A 17,886-nucleotide genomic window follows, 5' to 3' on the forward strand; every position below is an offset into this window, starting at 1 on the left:
GTCAGCCCACGCTGCGATCGCGATAGGCCAGCAGGCGCAGCGCGTTGGCGACCACGACGAGGGTCGAGCCTTCGTGGGCCGCGACCGCTGCACCGATTCCGAGGCCGAAGATCGTCGCCGGGACGAGGACGACCACCACGCCGAGGCTCACGACCAGATTCTGCCGGATAATCCGCCGCGTCTGCCGGCTGAGCCCGATGGCGAAGGGAAGATGGGCAAGATCGTCGGCCATCAGCGCGACGTCGGCCGTCTCGAGCGCAACGTCCGATCCCGCGGCGCCCATGGCAATCCCGACGGTCGCGCTCGCCATCGCGGGCGCATCATTCACGCCATCACCGACCATGGCGACGGGCTGCTCGGCCTTGAGATCGCGGATGGCGTCAACCTTCTGGTCGGGCATCAGATCGCCCCAGGCCTCGCTGAGCCCGACCTCGGCCGCGATCGACTCCGCGACCTTCTGATGGTCGCCAGAGATCATGATCATCCGGCCGATCCCGAGATCGCGAAGCTTGGCGATCGTCGCACGGGCGGCCTCGCGCGGCGTATCCATCAGGCCGATCGCGCCAAGATCCCGGTCGCCCATTCGAACCACCATGGTCGTCCGGCCCTGATCGCGCAGCTGCGCGATCGCCTCGGCGACCTCCGCCCCGAGCGGCGCGACGCCGTCCGTACCGAACATCTCGGCCTTGCCGATCAGCACGGTCTCGCCCTCGACCTTTGCGGTGACCCCGCGCCCGGTCAGGCTATTCAGATCATCGGCGAGCGGAACGCGCGTCGATGTGAGCATGGTCTCGCCATCGCGCGCGATCGCGGCCGCCAGCGGGTGGTCGCTGAGCCGCTCGACCGCCACGGCAATCCGCAGCAGTTCTTCCTTCGGTACGCCCGCTGCAGGAACGACATCGGTGATACGCGGCTTGCCCTCGGTGAGCGTGCCAGTCTTGTCGAAGGCGAGCGCGGTCAACGATCCAAGATTCTCGAGCGGACCGCCGCCCTTCACCAGAACCCCGCCGCGCGCCGCACGCGCTACGCCCGACAGGACGGCGCTCGGGGTAGCAATCGCAAGCGCGCACGGGCTCGCTGCGACGAGCACGGCCATCGCGCGGTAGAAGCTGTCGCGGAAGGGCTCGTCGACGACGACCCATGCGAACAGCAGGACGAACACCAAGGCGAGGACGCTCGGCACGAAGATGCGCTCGAACTTGTCGGTGAAGCGCTGGGTCGGCGACTTCTGCGTCTCGGCCTCGCTCACCATCTTCACGACCTTGGCGAGCGTGGTGTCGGCTGCGAGCCGCGTCACCGCGATCTCGATCGCGCCATAGCCGTTGATCGTGCCCGCGAAGACGCGGTATTTCCCATCGAGCGCGTCGGCCTTGGCGGCGGCCTGCGCGCGGTCGGGCACGGGTTCCTTGTCGACGGGGACGCTCTCGCCGGTGACCGGTGCCTGATTGACGGCGGTGCGGCCGACAACGACGAAACCGTCGGCGGGCAGGCGTTCGTTCGGCTTGACGATCACCGTGTCGCCGATCTGCAGCAACTCGACCGAGACTTCGCGTGCCGTACCGTCGACGCCCTTGATCGTGGCGGTCTGCGGCGCAAGCTCGGCCAAGGCCTCGATCGCGCGCTTCGCCCGGCCCATCGCATAGTGCTCAAGCGCATGGCCCAAACTGAAAAGGAAGAGAAGCAGCGCGCCCTCGGCCCAGGCGCCGAGCGCCGCCGCGCCGGCCGCCGCCACCAGCATCAGCGTGTCGATTTCGAAGCGCTTGAGCTTCAGATTCTCGATCGCCTCGCGCACCGTGAACCAGCCGCCGAAGCCATAGGCGGAGATATAGAATGCGAGCGGCACCCAGTCGGGCGCAATGCCGAACTTCTCGATCGCAAAGCCGACGCCGAGCACGAGCCCGCAGAGCAGCGCGAAGATGAGCTCGGTCCGTTCGCCGAAGATGCCGCCATGATCGTGACCATGGTCGTGATCGTCCGCGCCCTTATGGCCATGTTTGTGGTCAGGCCCATGCTTATGGTCCGGACCATGGTCGTGGCCATCGTCGCCATGTTCGTGCGCCGCTTCTGCAGGGGCTGCTGCCGCGACGACAGCCGATTTCTGGGTTACGCCCATATCCGAAAGCACTTTCCTGATGATGTCGACCGAGGTTTCCGAGCGCCGGAACTCGGCGCGCAATGTCCCAGCCGCTCCGACCTCGGCTTCGATCACGCCAGGTGTTTCACGAAGCTTGAGCCCAATCGTCCGGGCGCGCCGCGCATGACCGACGCCTTCAAGATCGTTCCAGAAGAGATGCTGATATTGCTCGGTCAGCTCGGCCCCGGCGCTCCGCGCCAGCTGCCGGACGCGCTCAAGCGGCAGGATGTCGGGCCGATAATGGATGCAGAGCTGCGGCGGCGCGCCGTCGTTCGTGCGGATCACATGGACCTTGTCGACGCCGTCGCGCCCTTCGAGCTCGGTGGTGAGCCGCAAGACGCAGCGGTCGGCAGTATCGCCGACTTCGGGCAAGAGGAGCGGAATGTCGAGCCGCAACTGGTCACTCATGATGCGATCCTTTTCTCTTCGCAATCGGCAATAGGGTCCGGGCCTATGCTAAACGCCCAGCAAGATGAGGTGCGGGAGTCTTGGCAGGTGGCGACCCAACTCCCGCACCTCCCTGAACGCCGGAGATCCCTGCCCGTGGTGAGGGGGGCGAATGAGAGGGGCCTCCGACGGCCAGGTTTCGAATTTGGACTCATGCGCGCCGTCCGCTTGGCCGCGCGTAGCGCGACTGGACGGTCGTGCGGCGGAAATGACTTTCGAGCGCAGCGTTCGAACGGCGCAGAAACACCGAGCAAGCCCGGCGCAAAAAGGGATAGCCGAGCCACGAGAAGAAGCCGCGGCAGTCGAGCCGGTGCGTCACCTCGACACCTTGACCGAGCTTTTCGAGCCGGTAGCTTTCCTCGATGACGAGCAGGCCGCGCATGCCCGTCCTCCAGGAAAAGCCAGAGAGCCAGTCGAGCCCTGTGATCCGGCCCTCGGCGGACAGTTCCGGCCCACGCGGCCCGCGCGGCGAGTAGACATAGTCGAGCCGCTCTTCATCACCTGGATGATCGGTAAAGCGAAGTGTCGGATGCCAGTCACCGTAGCGCTCGATATCAACGAGCAGGCGCCAAACCCGCCCGATAGGGACCGGCAGGCGGAGCGAGGTGCCTACCGAGAACATCGGCACGCTCCCCGCTCCGGCAAGCTGGTCCGCGACGCAGGCCGGGGACCTGCGCCGCGGTGAAGACCGGCGAATTGCCGGTCAGCTCTGGACATCGGGAGGCTCCGCGGCGGATTTCCCGCCGAGGATGTCGACCGCTTCGAGCGTGATGAGCCCGATGTCCGGTATTTCAGTCAGCTGCGCCGCAAAATCGCGCAGCTTCTGCTCCTCGTCGATAATCTCGATCACCACCGCCCGGTCATTTTCCAGCGCATGTTTGCGATGGAGATGCGCCGGGCGACCGAAACCGAGGACCGCTTCGAGGACCGTCACCCCCGCCAGCTTTTGCTGGCGGGCGAGTTCGGAAATGAACTCGAAGACGCGCTGGTCACCGAAAAAGGCAGACTCGTCGGTGTAGACGCGCAAGAGCTTGGACGCTTTTTGCATGTTCCTCTCCTATTCAGTGACCGGCGCTTCGGCCGGTTCGGACTTGCGTTTCAGGAAGCCGGGTTGCCAGTTCGAGCCGAGCACGACCTTGGCAATCGCCGGAAGCACCAGCAGCGTCAGGATCGTCGCCGCGATGAGACCGCCGATCACGGTCGTTGCGAGAGGCTTCTGCACCTCGGCACCCGTGCCGGTCGCGAGCGCCATCGGCACAAAGCCGATCGCGGGCACGAAGCCGGTCATGATTACCGCGCGCATCTTCTCGGTCATGCCCTCACGGATCGCCTCGACGAGAGGCGTTCCATCTTCGAGCCGCTCCCGGATCGCCGTCATGACGACGAGCCCGTTCAGCACCGCGACGCCGGCAAGGCAGATGAAGCCCACCGCCGCGGACACCGAGAAGTTGATGCCCGTCAGCGCCAGCGTGAACACCCCGCCCGCGAGGCCGAGCGGCACCGCAAGGAACACGGCCGTCGCGCGCCCGAAGGTGCCCAGCGCCATGTACAGCAGGATGAAGATGCCCGCGAAGCAGAGCGGTACGACGATCGAGAGCCGCTTCGACGCCGCCTGGAGGCTTTCGAACTGGCCACCCCATTCGAGGTAATAGCCCGCCGGAAGCTTCACATTGGCGATCTTCGCCTGCGCCTCGGCCACGAAGGATCCCGCATCACGGCCTTCGAGGTTCACCTGGACGACGACGCGCCGCTTGCCATTTTCGCGGCTGATCTGGTTGAGCCCTTCGGTCAACCGGATCTGCGCCACCTGAGCGAGCGGTATCTGTCCGCGATTGCCGCCCTCGGAAGGCAGCAGCACGGGCAGCGCGCGAATGTCGTCGAGATTCACGCGGGTCGCATCAGGGACGCGAACCGTGATGTCGAAGCGCCGGTCGCCCTCATAGAGCAGGCCGGATTCGCGGCCGCCGAGCGCCGCCGACACGGTATCGGCAACCTCCTGGACCGAGAGCCCGTACCGCGCGATCGCGTTGCGATCGAGCTTCACGTCGAGCGTCGGAGCACCGCCGACCTGATCGGCCTTGACGCTGCCTGCGCCCGGAATGCCCTGGAGCACACGGACCATCTCATTCGCGGCGAGCGACATCTTGTCGAGATCGTCACCGTAAAGTTTGATGGCCACGTCGCCGCGGACACCCGCGATCAGCTCGTTGAAGCGGAGCTGGATCGGCTGGCTGACCTCGAACATCTGCCCGAGTTGACCGCCCGAGGCCTTCTCGATGCGTTCGACGACGTCCGCCTTGCTGTCGACACCCGCCGGCCACTGATCCTGCGGCTTCAGAATGACGAAGCCATCCGAGATGTTCGGCGGCATCGGATCGGTCGCCACCTCGGCGGTACCCGTTTTCGAGAACATCAGCTCGACTTCGGGCAGTTTGGTGATCGCGGCCTCGACGTTGCGCTGCATGGTAAGTGACTGTTCGAGGCTGACCGATGGCACGCGCGTCGAGGCGAGCGCCATATTCTTCTCGTCGAGCTGCGGAATGAATTCCGAGCCCAAGAGACCGAAGGCCGGGATCGCTAGCAGGAAGAAGGCGAAGCCGCCCGCAATGAAAGTCCAGGGCTTCGCGATCGCCTTGTCGAGCAGAGGCAGATAGCGTTCCTTGGTCTTGCGGATGGCCCAGACTTCCTTCTCGGCCACCTTGCCGCGGATCATCAGCGCGACGAGCGCGGGGACCAGCGTGATGGCAAGGATGAAGGCCGCGACGAGCGCGAGCATGATGGTGATGGCCATCGGCGAGAAGGTCTTGCCCTCGACGCCCGTGAACATCAGCAGCGGCGCGAAGGCGAGCAGGATGATCGCCTGTCCGAAGACGGTCGGTTTGATCATCTCCTGGCTGGCACGCATCGTCTCTTCGAGGCGCTCGCGAAGGTTGAGCAATCGCCCTTCATGTTCCTGCCGGTGCGCCAATCTGGCGAGGCAGTTTTCGATGATGATCACTGCCCCGTCGACGATCAGACCGAAGTCCAGTGCGCCGAGGCTCATCAGGTTACCGGGAACACGGAACGCGTTCATGCCCATCGCCATCATCAGGAAGGAGAAGGGAATGACGAGCACGGCGATGATCGCGGCGCGCCAGTTTCCGAGCAAGAAGAAGAGCGCGGCCGCGACGAGCAGAGCGCCCTCGGTCAGGTTCTTCTCCACCGTACCGACCGTTGCGTTCACAAGCTTGGCGCGGTCGAGCACCACCTTGACCTCGACGCCCGGCGGCAAGGTCTTCGACACCTGCGCGATCTTCGCCGATACATCCTCGGCGACCGTGCGGCTGTTCTGCCCAATCAGCATGAGCACGGTGCCGATCACCGCCTCCTTGCCGTTCATGCTGCCCGCACCGGTGCGAAGGTCGCCGCCGATCTTCACATTGGCGAGCTGGCCGACGGTGACGGGAACCCCGCCGCGCGTCGCAACGACCGCATTGCGGATTTCTTCGACCGAGCGCACGCGCGCATCGACGCGCACGAGATAGGCTTCTCCCGCCCGGTTGTAATAGTTGGCGCCGACCGCGAGGTTGGCGCGTTCGAGCGCTTCGCCGAGTTCGCTGTAGGAAATGCCGTAGCTGGTGAGCCGCGTCGGGTCGGGTTCGACCACGAAAGTCTTGGCATAGCCGCCGATCGAGTCGACGCCGGCAACGCCGCCAACCGACTTCAATTGCGGGCTCACGATCCAGTCCTGGACCGTGCGCAGATAGCCGGACTTCGCCACCTCATCGGTGAGCATGTCACCTTCGGGGGTCAGATAGCTGCCGTCGGGCTGCCAGCCGGGTTGCCCCGCGACCTTCTTGGCCCCTTTCCCGTCGGGGTTCTTGTAGCCGACGGTGTACATGACGACTTCGCCGAGACCCGTGGTCACTGGCCCGATCTGGGGCTGTACCCCGTCGGGCAGATTCTCGCCCGCCTGAAGCAGGCGTTCGCCCACCTGCTGACGTGCGAAATAGAGGTCGGTTTCGTCGGTAAAGATCGCCGTCACCTGGCTGAAGCCGTTGCGCGAGATCGAGCGCGTCGTCTCGAGCCCCGGAATGCCCGCCAGCGAAATTTCGATCGGATAGGTTACGAGCTTTTCGATTTCGACCGGCGACAGGCGCGGGTCGATCGTGTTGATCTGGACCTGTTTGTTGGTGATGTCGGGGACCGCGTCGATCGGCAGCTTGGTGAGCTGCCAGACGCCGAGGCCCGCGACGACGAGGAAGAGAAATAGCACCGCCCAGCGCGCGCGGACGGATAGCGCCATCAGTTTCGCGATCACGGCTTATTCCTCCTCGCCCGCGCCCTTGCCGAGTTCGGCCTTGAGCAGGAATGCGTTCTTGGTCGCGACGATCTGGCCGGGCTTCAGACCCGAGAGGATCTCGACGCGGCCGGCGCTGCGCTGGCCAACAGTGACCGGCTGGGCACGGAAACCCTCCTTGGTCCGCACGAAAACCACGTCGCGGCCTTCGAGCGTCTGCAGCGCCTCGTCCGCGATCACGATGCGGGCAGGACCGCCCGTCTCGGCGCCCCGGCTCGGGAGCAGGCGCACCCGGACCGCGAGGCCCGGCTGCAGCGACCCCGGCACGTCAAGGACGGCAGTTGCCGAACGCGTGTCACCCGAGAGACCCGGGGTCACAGCGCGCACGCGCGCATCGATCGTCCGCCCGTCGGGCAGCTCGATAATCGCCCGGTCACCGGGGCTCAGCCGCTGCGCGTCCGCGGGACCGACGGCGGCCTCGATCTGGACCTGCGACGGATCGGCGACCCGGAAGAGTTCGGTCTCGGGCTGCACGAAGGCACCGAGGCTCGCGCTCTCGGCGGTGATGCGGCCCGAGATCGGGCTCGCCACGATCACGCTGCTACCGTCGCGTGTGACCTGCGCAGCGCTCGCAGCAGCGCGAGCGCGCTGCGCTTCTGCCGCGGCGGCCGCCGCTTCGGCCTGCGCCCGTTCATAGTCGACGCGCGCCGACACCCGCTGGTCGAGCAAAGTCTTCTCGCGCTGCAGATTCTTATGCGCGAGCGTCGAGCGCGCGTCGGCCGCGACCCGTTCGGCCGCGATCTGCGCGGCGTCCCGGCTCTGGACGATCGCGATAGTCTCGCCCGCGCGGACCGGATCGCCGAGCCGTTTGAAGAGGCGCGTGACGGCACCGCCCGCGCGCGGTCACGATCGCTTCGCCGCTAGGCGCAGCCGTGACGGTCGCCTGCGAGATGATTTCCGAGCCGAGCCCGCCAGCGTTGATCGGCTCGACGCCGATCTCGGCCGCCTTGATGGCTTCGGGGGTGATGGCGAGGCTGCTTGGAAGGGCTTCACTCGCCGCTTCCTCGCCGCCTTCGGCCGCGGGGGCCGGCGCCGGATCCGCTGTGCAACGTGCGACGCCGAAGCCGGTGACAGCGGCGAGCGCCATCGCGCCCGCGACCGTGCCGAGAAGGCGCTTGTCCTTGGTGATCATATTCTGTCTCCGCTGTTGATGCGGTTCGCGCGCCGACCGGCAGCGCACCCCTGTTGGTTGAGAAGGAAGGCGGGGCAGACGGCCCCGAATAGTGTTGGGACCGGCGCGCTCATGGCTGGTGATCCGCGTCGCCGTCGGCCGCGGCCTGGCGCGAGAGGATCGCTCTCGCCTCGGCACGGGCCTGCCGGGCCGCGATCAGCTCGGCCTGCGTCGTGGCATAGGCCTGCTGCGCGTCGATATATTCGACCAGCGTCGACTTGCCGGCACGGTAGCTGAGCTCGGCAAGCCGGACGCCTTCGCGCGCCTGCTCGATCCCGCTGCCTTCGAGCGCCGCGAGGCGCGCTTCGGCAGCTTCGAGTTCGGCCTTCGCATTGGCGATCTGGGCCTCGGCGTTGACCACCGCATTTTCGCGCCGCGCGATCGCCGCCGTCACGTCGGACTTGGCCGCCGAGATATTGCCGCGATTGCGATCGAAGACCGGGAGCGGCACCGAGACATTTGCGATCAGCGCGCGGTCGCCGGTATCGCGAAGCTGCCGCACGCCGAACCCGACCGAGGGATCGAGGCGCCCGTCAGCCCGCTGGCCTTGGAGCCGCGCTTCCGCAATCAGCTTCTCCGTCTCGGCCAGCCGGACGTCGAGGGTCGCGAGCGAGTCCACCGACACAGGCCGCACCCAGAGCTCACCATCGACCAGTTCGGTCGGCGGGACCGACGAACCCAGCAGCGCCGCAAGCGAGCGCCTTGCGGTCCGTTCCTCGGCTTCGGCGCTCCGCAATTCGGCGGTCGCCTGAACGAGGGCCGCATTGGCGCGGAAGGCGCGCAGCGGCGGCTCGTTGCCCGTGTCGACCATGGCCTGTGCGACGCGAACGAGTTCGCGCGCACGGACTTCATTCTCGCGAGCAAGCGCCAGACCGTCGCGCGCCGCGAGAGCGACCGCAAACTGGTTGCGCACATCGAAGGCGAGATCTGCCCGCGCGATTTCGAGCCGATACTGGGCGGCCAGAAACTCGGCGTCGGCCAGCGTCATCCGCGCGCGGCGACGGCCCCCGATATCAAGCCTTTGATTGACCGACACCGTGGTCTCGAGGCCGTTGAGCCCAGAGTAGGGACCGGTGCCGGCGAAATTCTCGACGTCGACGTTGAGCGTCGGGTTGTAGCGATAGCCGGCCTGGCGCTGGCGACCGCGGGCGGCCTCCACTTCGGCGGCGGCGGCAACAACGCGCGGTGAACGCGCGTCAGCTTCCTCCATTGCCTGAGCAAGGGACAATCGGGCGGGAAGCGGGCCAGTGCGAACGGCCTCGCTATCGGACGAAGGCGGTCCTACCAGCTCCGTCGCTGCCGACTGGGCAGCGGAGGGCGCGGCATTTGCGCCTGCAACGAGCGCCGCGAGACTCGCGGCGACAACTATGGATTTCATGAAAAAGAGACTCCTGACGTTTCCAGGGAGAGGCGCGCACGGAAGGCGCGCGCAGACCTAGAGCGTCAGGCGATTGGAGGGCGGAACGTCCCGATATAGGCGACCGGCGGCAAGGCGGCCGCCAGCATGCGAGCGTGCGACTGGGTGCACGGCACCTCGGTCGAAGCGATCAGCGTTTCCGCCGGGACGCCCGAGTGGTGGCCATGGCAGCCATGAGGCGCTGCCGGGAATTTTTGCTGGTCGCCGGACGAGGATTTCTCCTCGCCGCTTTCCGCGAGGTCGGCGTCCTGCGCCGACACGCAGCCTGCATCCAGCGCCGCAATGAGAGATGTCCTCTCCGCACGGTCCTCGGTGGCATGCGCAAGCGACCCGACAACCGTTCCGGATGCAAGGAGAAGGGTCAGAAAAAGGAGGATCACCCGTCGCATTGAACCGGCCCCTAGCATTGAAACGGCCTTGTGCAAAGTAGAAGTTTTTCAATCGGCTTCTCGAACACTATCACAAGGGGAACAGCGCCCTGTAATGTTGTCACATAGCCCAGAAATAACTCTCTATATCTTGTAATATTACTTGCATTAAAGCGACATAGAAAAAGTCATACCCGGAAATATTGCGCGTTAATCAAACTATTGTCGGAAATATGTTTGCATATGTCTTTTGCGTTCGTTCGAATTGGCCTTACCGTATTCACAGGCAGGCGCGGGGATGCTGCCGGATTTCCAGTCTGGCGCCCGGTGAGATCGTCAACCGCCGCGCAGTGATTCTAGTCGGCACATCGGGCCTTGACCCTGTATCTACTACAGGGTGCAAAAGCACACCCATAAAGAAACGGGGTGCATCGTGACAACAAATCCGGCGAGGAAACCATCTGACAAGGCGCTGATCGCCCCCTTGATCCGCGATCAATACCGAAGATTTCGCGAATCGAGCCGAATCGGTGACGAGCAGAGTGCCTGGCAGGCACTCGAGTGGGAACATATTCTGAGCCAGCCCTTTACAGGGGCCCATTTCGCATCCCACTGGCACATGCTCCAGTACGCCATCGAGCTGAGAGATTGGCGGGAAGCCACCGGCCAAGCGATGCGGCTGCTGCTCGTGCCACTGGGTTCTCTTACGGGCCGCCTCCCTGCAGGCAATAGCGGGCGTGCAAGGGTGAGTGCGTTCGAACCCATGCCGATCCCTCCCGAGCTTCACACGCTGATCGAGGCAGCTGGTCGGGAGGACCAAAGGAGCGACCATGCGCTCTGACCGGGATTTGGGCTTTCGGATTGATTCATTGGCTGTTAGGGGCGCGACCATGTCCGGCGTTCCCCTTCGGCTGTTTCTTGTGCTCATCCTGCTGCTCAGCGGGCTGCACAATGCTGCGCCGGCGATGGCGGGGATGACGCACCATGCGACGGACTCCCACCTTTCGCACCATGTCGAGCCTGGTCATGCGTCGGACAGTGACACGAAAAAGGGTCAGCAAGACGCCGACCTCCATGGCAGCCACCATAATTGCCCGGTCGCCTCCGATCAGGCCCTTTCCGGCCATGACGATCTGTCCTGTTTTTCCGGCGGACTTCACTTCGCCCTTCCTGCGACGCGCCTTGCGTCGCGCGCACTCGCGCCTCCCCTGAACCCTCCCCTCGCCTGAACGACGCCTGCCGCGCGGCCCTTCCCGGCCTGCGCTCAGCCGATCCGTTCAGGAGTGATAATTTATGCATATCCATATGCGTGCCGCCCTGTTGGCCGGGGCTGCGCTGCTGGCGGGGTCCGTTTGGGCCCAGCCGCTGACGCTCGACCAGGCGGTCGAACGGGCCATCGCCGCATCACCCGAGCTCAGAGCGGGTGAAGCGGGGGTCGACGCCGCGCGCGCCGACCAGCTTCAAGCCCGGGTTCGCCCCAATCCCACCGTGTCGGTTGACATGGAAAATGGGGTCGGCACTGGAAGTTATGGCTTGTTCCGGCAATCGGAACTGACCGTGACCTACTCGCAACCGCTCGAACGCGGCGGAAAGCGTGAAGCGCGCATGGCGCTCGCCGAGCGCGGCGTCGTGCTCGCCGAAGCGCAATGGCGCGTCGTTCGCCTCGACATCGCGCAGGAGGTCCAACGCGCCTACATCAATGCCCAGATTGCCGAGCAGATGGTCTGGATCGCCGAAGACCGAGTTAAACTCGAAAAGGAGATCCGCGCCGAGGCCATCCGGCGGGTGCGCGGATACAAGGACCCGCTGTTCGTCGAGACGCGCGCCGACGCCCGCATCATCGAAGCCGAACTCGCGCTGAAAGAGGTGCAGGCGAAACGCCAGTCGGCCAGAACGCTTCTGGCCTCCTTCTGGGGCGGAACGGCGGACAGTCTGGTCATCGCCGAAGGGATCGAAAAGCCCGATCCGCGCGACCCGCCCCTCGCCGAAGCCGACGCCGCCATATTCGATGCCGCGGTCGACCGCGCCCGGGCGCAAGTGGTCGTCGAGCAAAGCCGCGCCCACCAGGATTACACGGTGTCGGGCGGGACGCGCTTCCTTCGCGAGACGAACGATGTGGCCGTGCTTGGCGGAATCTCGATCCCGCTCGGGCGGTTCGACCGGAACCAGGGCAATATCGCTCGGGCTCAGGCCGAGCGACGGCAGCTCGAGTTCCAGTCGGAGGCCAGCCGCCTCGAACGACTGCGGCGCCTCGCATCGCTTCGAGCCGATGCCGATGCCGCGCGCGTGCGCGCCGAAGGCATCATGAACGACGTCTATCCCAAAGCGGTGAAGACGCTCGCTCAGGTGCGCGAAGGCTATGCGCGCGGCGGATTCCTGTTCGCCGACGTTCAGGACGCAGCCGACGTCATCATCCAGATCCAGGGTCAGTGGTCCGACGCCATGACGAGCTACCGCGATTTGCTCGCGGAGATCGATCGCCTGACCGGCCGCTTCGATGCGGCTCCCCTTGCGGAGAATATTCCATGAAGAAATTTCCATTTCCCGCCGCTGCCGCGGCACTGTTCCTTGCCGTTCCTCTCGCCGCCTGCGGCGGAGGCGCCGAGGGCGAGGACAAGCATGAAGAAGGCGAAAGCCACGCAGAAGGCGAAGGCGAGGAAGACGCCGAGGGACCGAACGGTGGCCGCCTCCTCAAGGACGGCGATTTCGCCGTCGAGGTGACGATCTTCGAGAATGGCACCGAACCGCAGTTCCGGGTCTTCGCAACACGCGATGGCAAAGCGGTCGATCCGAAGACCGTTCAGCTCGCGATGACGCTGACCCGCCTCGGCGGCGACGTCGATCGCTTCAACTTCCGCCCCCAAGGCAAGTTCCTCGCCGGGCAGGGCGTCGTCACCGAGCCGCACAGCTTCGACGTTGAAGTCGTCGCGGTCTCGAACGGCAAGCGCCATGTCTGGAAATATGCCAATCCCGAAGGCCGCACCCGCATCGCACCCGATGCAGCCAGGGCCGGCGGTATAGAAACTGCAGTCGTTGGACCGGCAACGGTGGGCGAGATGCGCGAGCTCTTCGGCACCGTGCAATTGTCGCCAACCGCCCGCTCCGAAATTCGCGGCCAGTTCCCCGGCCGCGTCGTCTCGGTAACCAAGGCGGTGGGTGATAGCGTCCGCCGCGGCGACCTGCTCGCGCGCATCGAGTCGAGCGAGAGCCTTCAGGTATATCCGGTGTATGCGACAGTCGGCGGCGTAATCGCCGAGCGCAACGCCAATCCCGGCGATGTGACCGATGGGCGCGCCCTCTATGTGGTCACCGACCCGGCCCAGACGACGGTCGTCTTCAACATCTTCCCCCGTGACCTCGCGATAATCCGCCCGGGAATGCGGGTGACGGTGGAGACGCAGGACGGCGCCGAGATTGCGTCTGCGCCGCTTGGGCAGTTCCTGCCCGACGGGAATGTCGAGGCCGGCACCGCGCTGATCCGCGCGACGATCCCGAACCGGTCGGGGACGCTCCGGCCCGGGATGGCATTGCGCGGCCGCGTGATGGTCAATCCCGTCAATGTGCCGCTCGCGGTACGGACCGAAGCCATCCAGCCCTTCCGCGACTTCAAGGTGGTCTATGCCAATTTCGGTCAGGATTATGAGGTCCGGATGCTGAAGCTCGGCCGCTCGTCGCCCGAATGGACCGAGGTCTTGTCGGGCATCAAGCCCGGCACCGCCTATGTCACCAAGGGTAGTTTCCTCGTTCGCGCCGACATCGAAAAGTCCGGCGCGGGCCACGACCATTGATCGGGGAGCAGGATAACATGCTAGCCAGAACCATAGGCTTTTCGATCCGGCAACGATGGCTCGTTCTCGCGGTCGTCGCGCTTCTGTGCGCGATCGGCGCGTGGAGCGCGACCAAATTGCCCATCGACGCCGTTCCCGACATCACCAACGTCCAGGTCCAGATCAACACCAAGGCGGAAGGCTATTCGCCGCTCGAGTCCGAGCAGCGCATCACCTACCCGATCGAGACCGCGATCGCGGGCATTCCGAACCTCAACTACACCAGGTCGATCTCGCGCTATGGCCTCAGTCAGGTCACCGTCGTGTTCGAGGACGGGACCGACATCTATTTCGCGCGCCAGCAGGTCAACGAGCGGCTCCAGGCCGCGCGCGGCCAGCTGCCACCCGGCATGGAGCCCGAGATGGGTCCGATCTCGACGGGCCTCGGCGAGATCTTCATGTTCTCGATCGAAGCCGAACCCGGCGCGCGAAAGCCAGACGGTACGCCCTATACGGCCGAAGATTTGAGGACGATGTCGGACTGGGTGATCCGCCCGCAGATGCGGACTATCCCGGGCGTCGCCGAGATCAACACGATCGGCGGCTACGCCCGTCAATATCATGTAACCCCCAACCCGACGTCGCTCGCCGCGCTCAACCTCTCGCTCAACGATGTCGTCACCGCGCTGGAGGCCAATAACGCCAATCGCGGCGCCGGCTATGTCGAGCGCAGCGGTGAACAGATTCTGATCCGCGTACCGGGTCAGGCCAATAACGAGCGTGACTTGTCGCAAATCATCGTCACCACCCGCGGGGGGGTTCCGATCCGGATCGCCGACGTAGCCGACGTCGCGATCGGCTCGGGGCTACGCACGGGCGCCGCGACCGAGAATGGCAAGGAAGTCGTCCTCGCAACGGTCTCGATGCTGATCGGCGAAAATCCGAGGGTCGTGGCGCAGGCCTCGGCCGAACGTCTCGTCGAAGCCTCGCGTGCGTTGCCGAAGGGCGTTGTTGCCAAGCCGCTCTATGACCGCACCGCGCTCGTCGAGCGGACGATCTCGACAGTGCAGAAGAACCTCGCCGAAGGCGCTCTCCTCGTCATCGTGATCCTCTTCCTGCTGCTCGGCAATTTCCGGGCGGCGCTGATCACGGCGGCGGTCATTCCCGTCGCCATGCTGATGACGCTGACGGGCATGCTCCAGACGCGAACATCGGCAAACCTCATGAGCCTCGGCGCCCTCGACTTCGGCCTCATCGTCGACGGGGCCGTCATCATCGTCGAGAACTGCCTCCGCAGGCTCGGCGAGGCTCAGCACAGGCTCGGACGCCTGCTCGATCGCGACGAACGTTTCGGTCTCGTCGCCTCGGCGAGCGCAGAGGTGATCAAGCCGAGCATCTTCGGCATCATCATCATCACCGCCGTCTATCTGCCGATCTTCGCGCTCGAAGGCGTCGAAGGAAAGACCTTCCATCCGATGGCGATCACCGTCGTCCTCGCGCTTACCGCCGCTCTGCTTCTGTCGCTCACCCTGGTTCCTGCCGCGGTGGCGCTGTTCGTGACCGGTAAGGTCGAGGAGAAGGAAAATTGGCTGATGCGTGGTCTCGGCAAGGGCTATCGCCCGTTGCTCGACCGCGTCCTCAATTGGCCGAAGGCTGCGCTGGCTGGTGCCCTGGCGCTTGTCGCGCTGAGCGGCGTGGCGGCGACTAGTCTCGGGTCCGAGTTCATCCCTGATCTCGACGAAGGCGATATCGCAATGCACGCGATGCGCATTCCCGGAACGAGCCTCACCCAGTCGATCGCGATGCAGGAAGCGCTGGAGAAGAGGATCAGGCAGTTCCCCGAAGTTGAGCGGGTGTTCGCGAAGATCGGCACGCCCGAAGTCGCGACCGATCCGATGCCGCCGTCGGTCGCCGACAATTTCATCATGCTCAAGGACCGGAAGGAATGGCCCAATCCGAGAAAGACGCGCGACCAGCTCGTTGCCGAACTCAACAAGGCAGTAAACGAGGTGCCGGGGAACAATTATGAGTTCACCCAGCCGGTGAAGATGCGCATGAACGAGCTGATCGCCGGCGTCCGCGCCGACGTTGCGATCAAGCTCTTCGGCGACGATCTCGATCAATTGCTCGAATCGGGGCAAGCGATCGAGGAAGTCGCCGGCGGGATCGCGGGCGCTCAGGACGTGAAGCTCGAACAGGTCACCGGCCTGCCGATGCTCTCGGTCACGCCCGACCGCGACAAGCTAGCGCGCTATGGTGTCAGCATGGAAACGGTCCAGGATGCGGTTTCGACAGCGACCGGCGGCCGACAGGCCGGCGAGCTTTTCGTGGGTGACCGCCGCTTCGACGTCATCGTCCGGCTTCCCGAGGCCATTCGCACCGATCTCGCGTCGCTCGGCAATCTCCCCGTTGCACTTCCGGCCGGCGGCTTTGTGCCGCTTTCGGAGCTGGCGGAGATATCGCTCGCTGCGGGGCCGAACCAGATCAGCCGCGAAAATGGCAAACGCCGCGCGGTGATCACGGCGAATGTCCGTGGGCGCGATCTGGGCTCGTTTATCGACGAGCTGACCCAGAAGGTCGAAGCCGAAGTCGAACTGCCCGACGGCTACTACATCGAATATGGCGGGACGTTCGAGCAGCTCCAGTCCGCGACGGAGCGCCTCCAGATCGTGGTGCCGCTGGTGCTGCTGCTGATCTTCGGACTGCTGTTCATGCTGTTTGGTTCGGTCCGCGATGCGGCGATCGTCTTCTCGGGCGTACCGCTGGCGTTGACGGGCGGGGTCGCGGCGCTTGCGCTCCGCGACATTCCCCTGTCCATCTCGGCGGGTGTCGGCTTCATCGCGCTTTCCGGGGTCGCGGTGCTGAATGGCGTAGTGATGCTCAGCTTCATCAAGGATTTGCGCGACCGCGGAAAAGGCCTCGTCGATGCGATCCGCGAGGGGGCGCTCACCCGACTCAGACCGGTGATGATGACCGCGCTGGTGGCGTCGCTAGGGTTCGTACCGATGGCGCTCAACGTCGGGGCCGGATCCGAGGTGCAGCGTCCGCTGGCAACCGTCGTCATCGGCGGGATCATCTCGTCGACGATCCTGACTCTGCTCGTCCTGCCTGCGCTTTACCTCTTGGTCCATCGACGGACCGCGAAGGCCGAAGAGGATGAGCTGGCGCGCCCGAGCAGCGTGCCCAGCCCCGCGGGCTGAGACCCTCCCGGATGGCCGCCATTCCCCCCTGTCGGCGGCAACCAGGAGTGCTGACTGGGGCGGAACCCAAGCGGGTTCCGCCTCCTTTTATGGATGGTGAGGATTGAGGAGCTTGCAATGAATGACAAAGCATCCGGGAGCGAACGCGAAAAACGAACGCTCCAGATCGTTCTCGTCCTGAACGCGGCGATCGCGATCGCCTTCCTTTTAACCGGCGCACTCGGCGATTCGAGCGCGCTCATCGCCAATGGGCTCGACAATCTATCCGACGCCGCAGTCTATGCCTTGAGCCTCGTTGCGCTCAGCCACGGTCTGCAATGGAAAACCCGCGCTGCCACGGCATCGGGCGTGATGCTGCTGATCTTCGCAGCCGGCGTCCTGTTCGATGTGGGACGACGGTATTTCGAAGGGAGCGAACCGATCGGCCCGACGATGATGATCATGTCGGCCGTCGCCGCAGTGGTGAACTATGCTTGCCTCAAGCTCTTGCAGCGCATTCAGGATCCGGACGTCAACCTCAGAGCCGCGACGACCTTCAGCTACAACGACTTCATCTCGAACGGTGGCATCCTGATCGCGGGCGTACTCGTCTGGTGGCTTGGGACGAACTGGCCGGATCTTCTGGTCGGGTTTGCGACTGCACTGATCGCGATCAAGGGCGGGATCGAAATCCTTCGCGACGCGCGGCAGGAAGCCAAACAGCAGCAAGGCTAGAGACTGTGGGGCCTATCGGATCGGCGGAAGAATGTTCGGACCTGTGCGAACACAGCCGCCGATCCTTGCCCAGAGGCACCCGACAGCTCGCCCCCATCATATTACGTCCTTATTACGCGAGGCAAAATTCGGGCTCGCGTAACAGGGCATATTACGCCGCCAATCGGCGTAAGTTATTGAAATTTCATGGAAAACTGGAGCGGGCGAAGGGATTCGAACCCTCGACCCCAACCTTGGCAACTTGATTTTGGCTCTTTTCTAGAGCTTCTTTTTCTTTCCTAAGCTTCTATTATTGCTCTCTTTATTGACAAACCGCCTTTCCCGCTGCA

At 64.8% G+C, this 17,886-nt stretch carries 12 protein-coding genes and 1 pseudogene; 6 read left to right on the top strand and 7 right to left on the bottom strand.

Annotated features, from left to right (window positions below):
- Position 1: 1 nt before the first annotated feature.
- The 7 genes and pseudogenes from ACE3SL_RS07855 to ACE3SL_RS07885 all read right to left on the bottom strand — a co-directional run bounded on the left by ACE3SL_RS07855 (position 2) and on the right by ACE3SL_RS07885 (position 9,897).
- Entirely contained in the window at positions 2-2,542 is a 2,541-nt protein-coding gene (locus ACE3SL_RS07855; RefSeq protein WP_374525198.1) for a heavy metal translocating P-type ATPase, read from the bottom strand.
- A gap of 190 nt (positions 2,543-2,732) precedes the next feature.
- A complete protein-coding gene (locus ACE3SL_RS07860; RefSeq protein WP_374525209.1) occupies positions 2,733-3,203 on the bottom strand; it encodes an SRPBCC family protein in 471 nt (156 codons plus the stop codon).
- A gap of 81 nt (positions 3,204-3,284) precedes the next feature.
- Positions 3,285-3,629 carry a DUF190 domain-containing protein gene (locus ACE3SL_RS07865; protein ID WP_374525199.1) on the bottom strand — a complete coding sequence of 115 codons (345 nt, stop codon included), beginning with the start codon at positions 3,627-3,629 and terminating at the stop codon, positions 3,285-3,287.
- Between the two features lie 9 nt (positions 3,630-3,638).
- Positions 3,639-6,881, bottom strand: a complete 3,243-nt coding sequence (locus ACE3SL_RS07870) for an efflux RND transporter permease subunit (protein ID WP_374525200.1) — start codon at positions 6,879-6,881, stop codon at positions 3,639-3,641.
- Positions 6,882-6,884: 3 nt separating this feature from the next.
- Positions 6,885-8,052: pseudogene (locus tag ACE3SL_RS07875) on the bottom strand (efflux RND transporter periplasmic adaptor subunit).
- A 109-nt stretch (positions 8,053-8,161) separates the two neighbouring features.
- A complete protein-coding gene (locus ACE3SL_RS07880) occupies positions 8,162-9,301 on the bottom strand; it encodes a TolC family protein (protein WP_374525201.1) in 1,140 nt (379 codons plus the stop codon).
- Positions 9,302-9,534: 233 nt separating this feature from the next.
- Positions 9,535-9,897 carry a hypothetical protein gene (locus ACE3SL_RS07885; protein WP_374525202.1) on the bottom strand — a complete coding sequence of 121 codons (363 nt, stop codon included), beginning with the start codon at positions 9,895-9,897 and terminating at the stop codon, positions 9,535-9,537.
- A 376-nt stretch (positions 9,898-10,273) separates the two neighbouring features.
- Here ACE3SL_RS07885 and ACE3SL_RS07890 point away from each other — a divergent pair, with 376 nt between their 5' ends.
- The 6 genes from ACE3SL_RS07890 to ACE3SL_RS07915 all read left to right on the top strand — a co-directional run bounded on the left by ACE3SL_RS07890 (position 10,274) and on the right by ACE3SL_RS07915 (position 17,557).
- Positions 10,274-10,717 (top strand): DUF3703 domain-containing protein, encoded by a 444-nt coding sequence (locus tag ACE3SL_RS07890; protein ID WP_374525203.1) that lies wholly within the window; start codon positions 10,274-10,276, stop codon positions 10,715-10,717.
- A gap of 49 nt (positions 10,718-10,766) precedes the next feature.
- Positions 10,767-11,105 (top strand): hypothetical protein, encoded by a 339-nt coding sequence (locus ACE3SL_RS07895; protein WP_374525204.1) that lies wholly within the window; start codon positions 10,767-10,769, stop codon positions 11,103-11,105.
- A 64-nt stretch (positions 11,106-11,169) separates the two neighbouring features.
- A complete protein-coding gene (locus ACE3SL_RS07900) occupies positions 11,170-12,405 on the top strand; it encodes a TolC family protein (protein WP_374525205.1) in 1,236 nt (411 codons plus the stop codon).
- Positions 12,402-13,664: an efflux RND transporter periplasmic adaptor subunit gene (locus tag ACE3SL_RS07905; protein ID WP_374525206.1), complete on the top strand. Its 1,263-nt coding sequence runs from the start codon at positions 12,402-12,404 to the stop codon at positions 13,662-13,664. Before ACE3SL_RS07900 ends, ACE3SL_RS07905 begins: the two co-directional genes overlap by 4 nt.
- A 17-nt stretch (positions 13,665-13,681) precedes the next feature.
- Positions 13,682-16,843, top strand: coding sequence for an efflux RND transporter permease subunit (locus tag ACE3SL_RS07910; protein WP_374525207.1), 3,162 nt, complete (start codon positions 13,682-13,684; stop codon positions 16,841-16,843).
- A gap of 117 nt (positions 16,844-16,960) precedes the next feature.
- The gene (locus ACE3SL_RS07915) at positions 16,961-17,557 is read left to right on the top strand and encodes a cation transporter (protein ID WP_374525208.1); all 597 of its coding nucleotides are present in this window, start codon (positions 16,961-16,963) and stop codon (positions 17,555-17,557) included.
- Positions 17,558-17,886: the final 329 nt, after the last annotated feature.

The sequence above is a fragment of the Sphingopyxis sp. genome, from assembly GCF_041916015.1.
Taxonomy (GTDB): Bacteria; Pseudomonadota; Alphaproteobacteria; order Sphingomonadales; family Sphingomonadaceae; genus Sphingopyxis.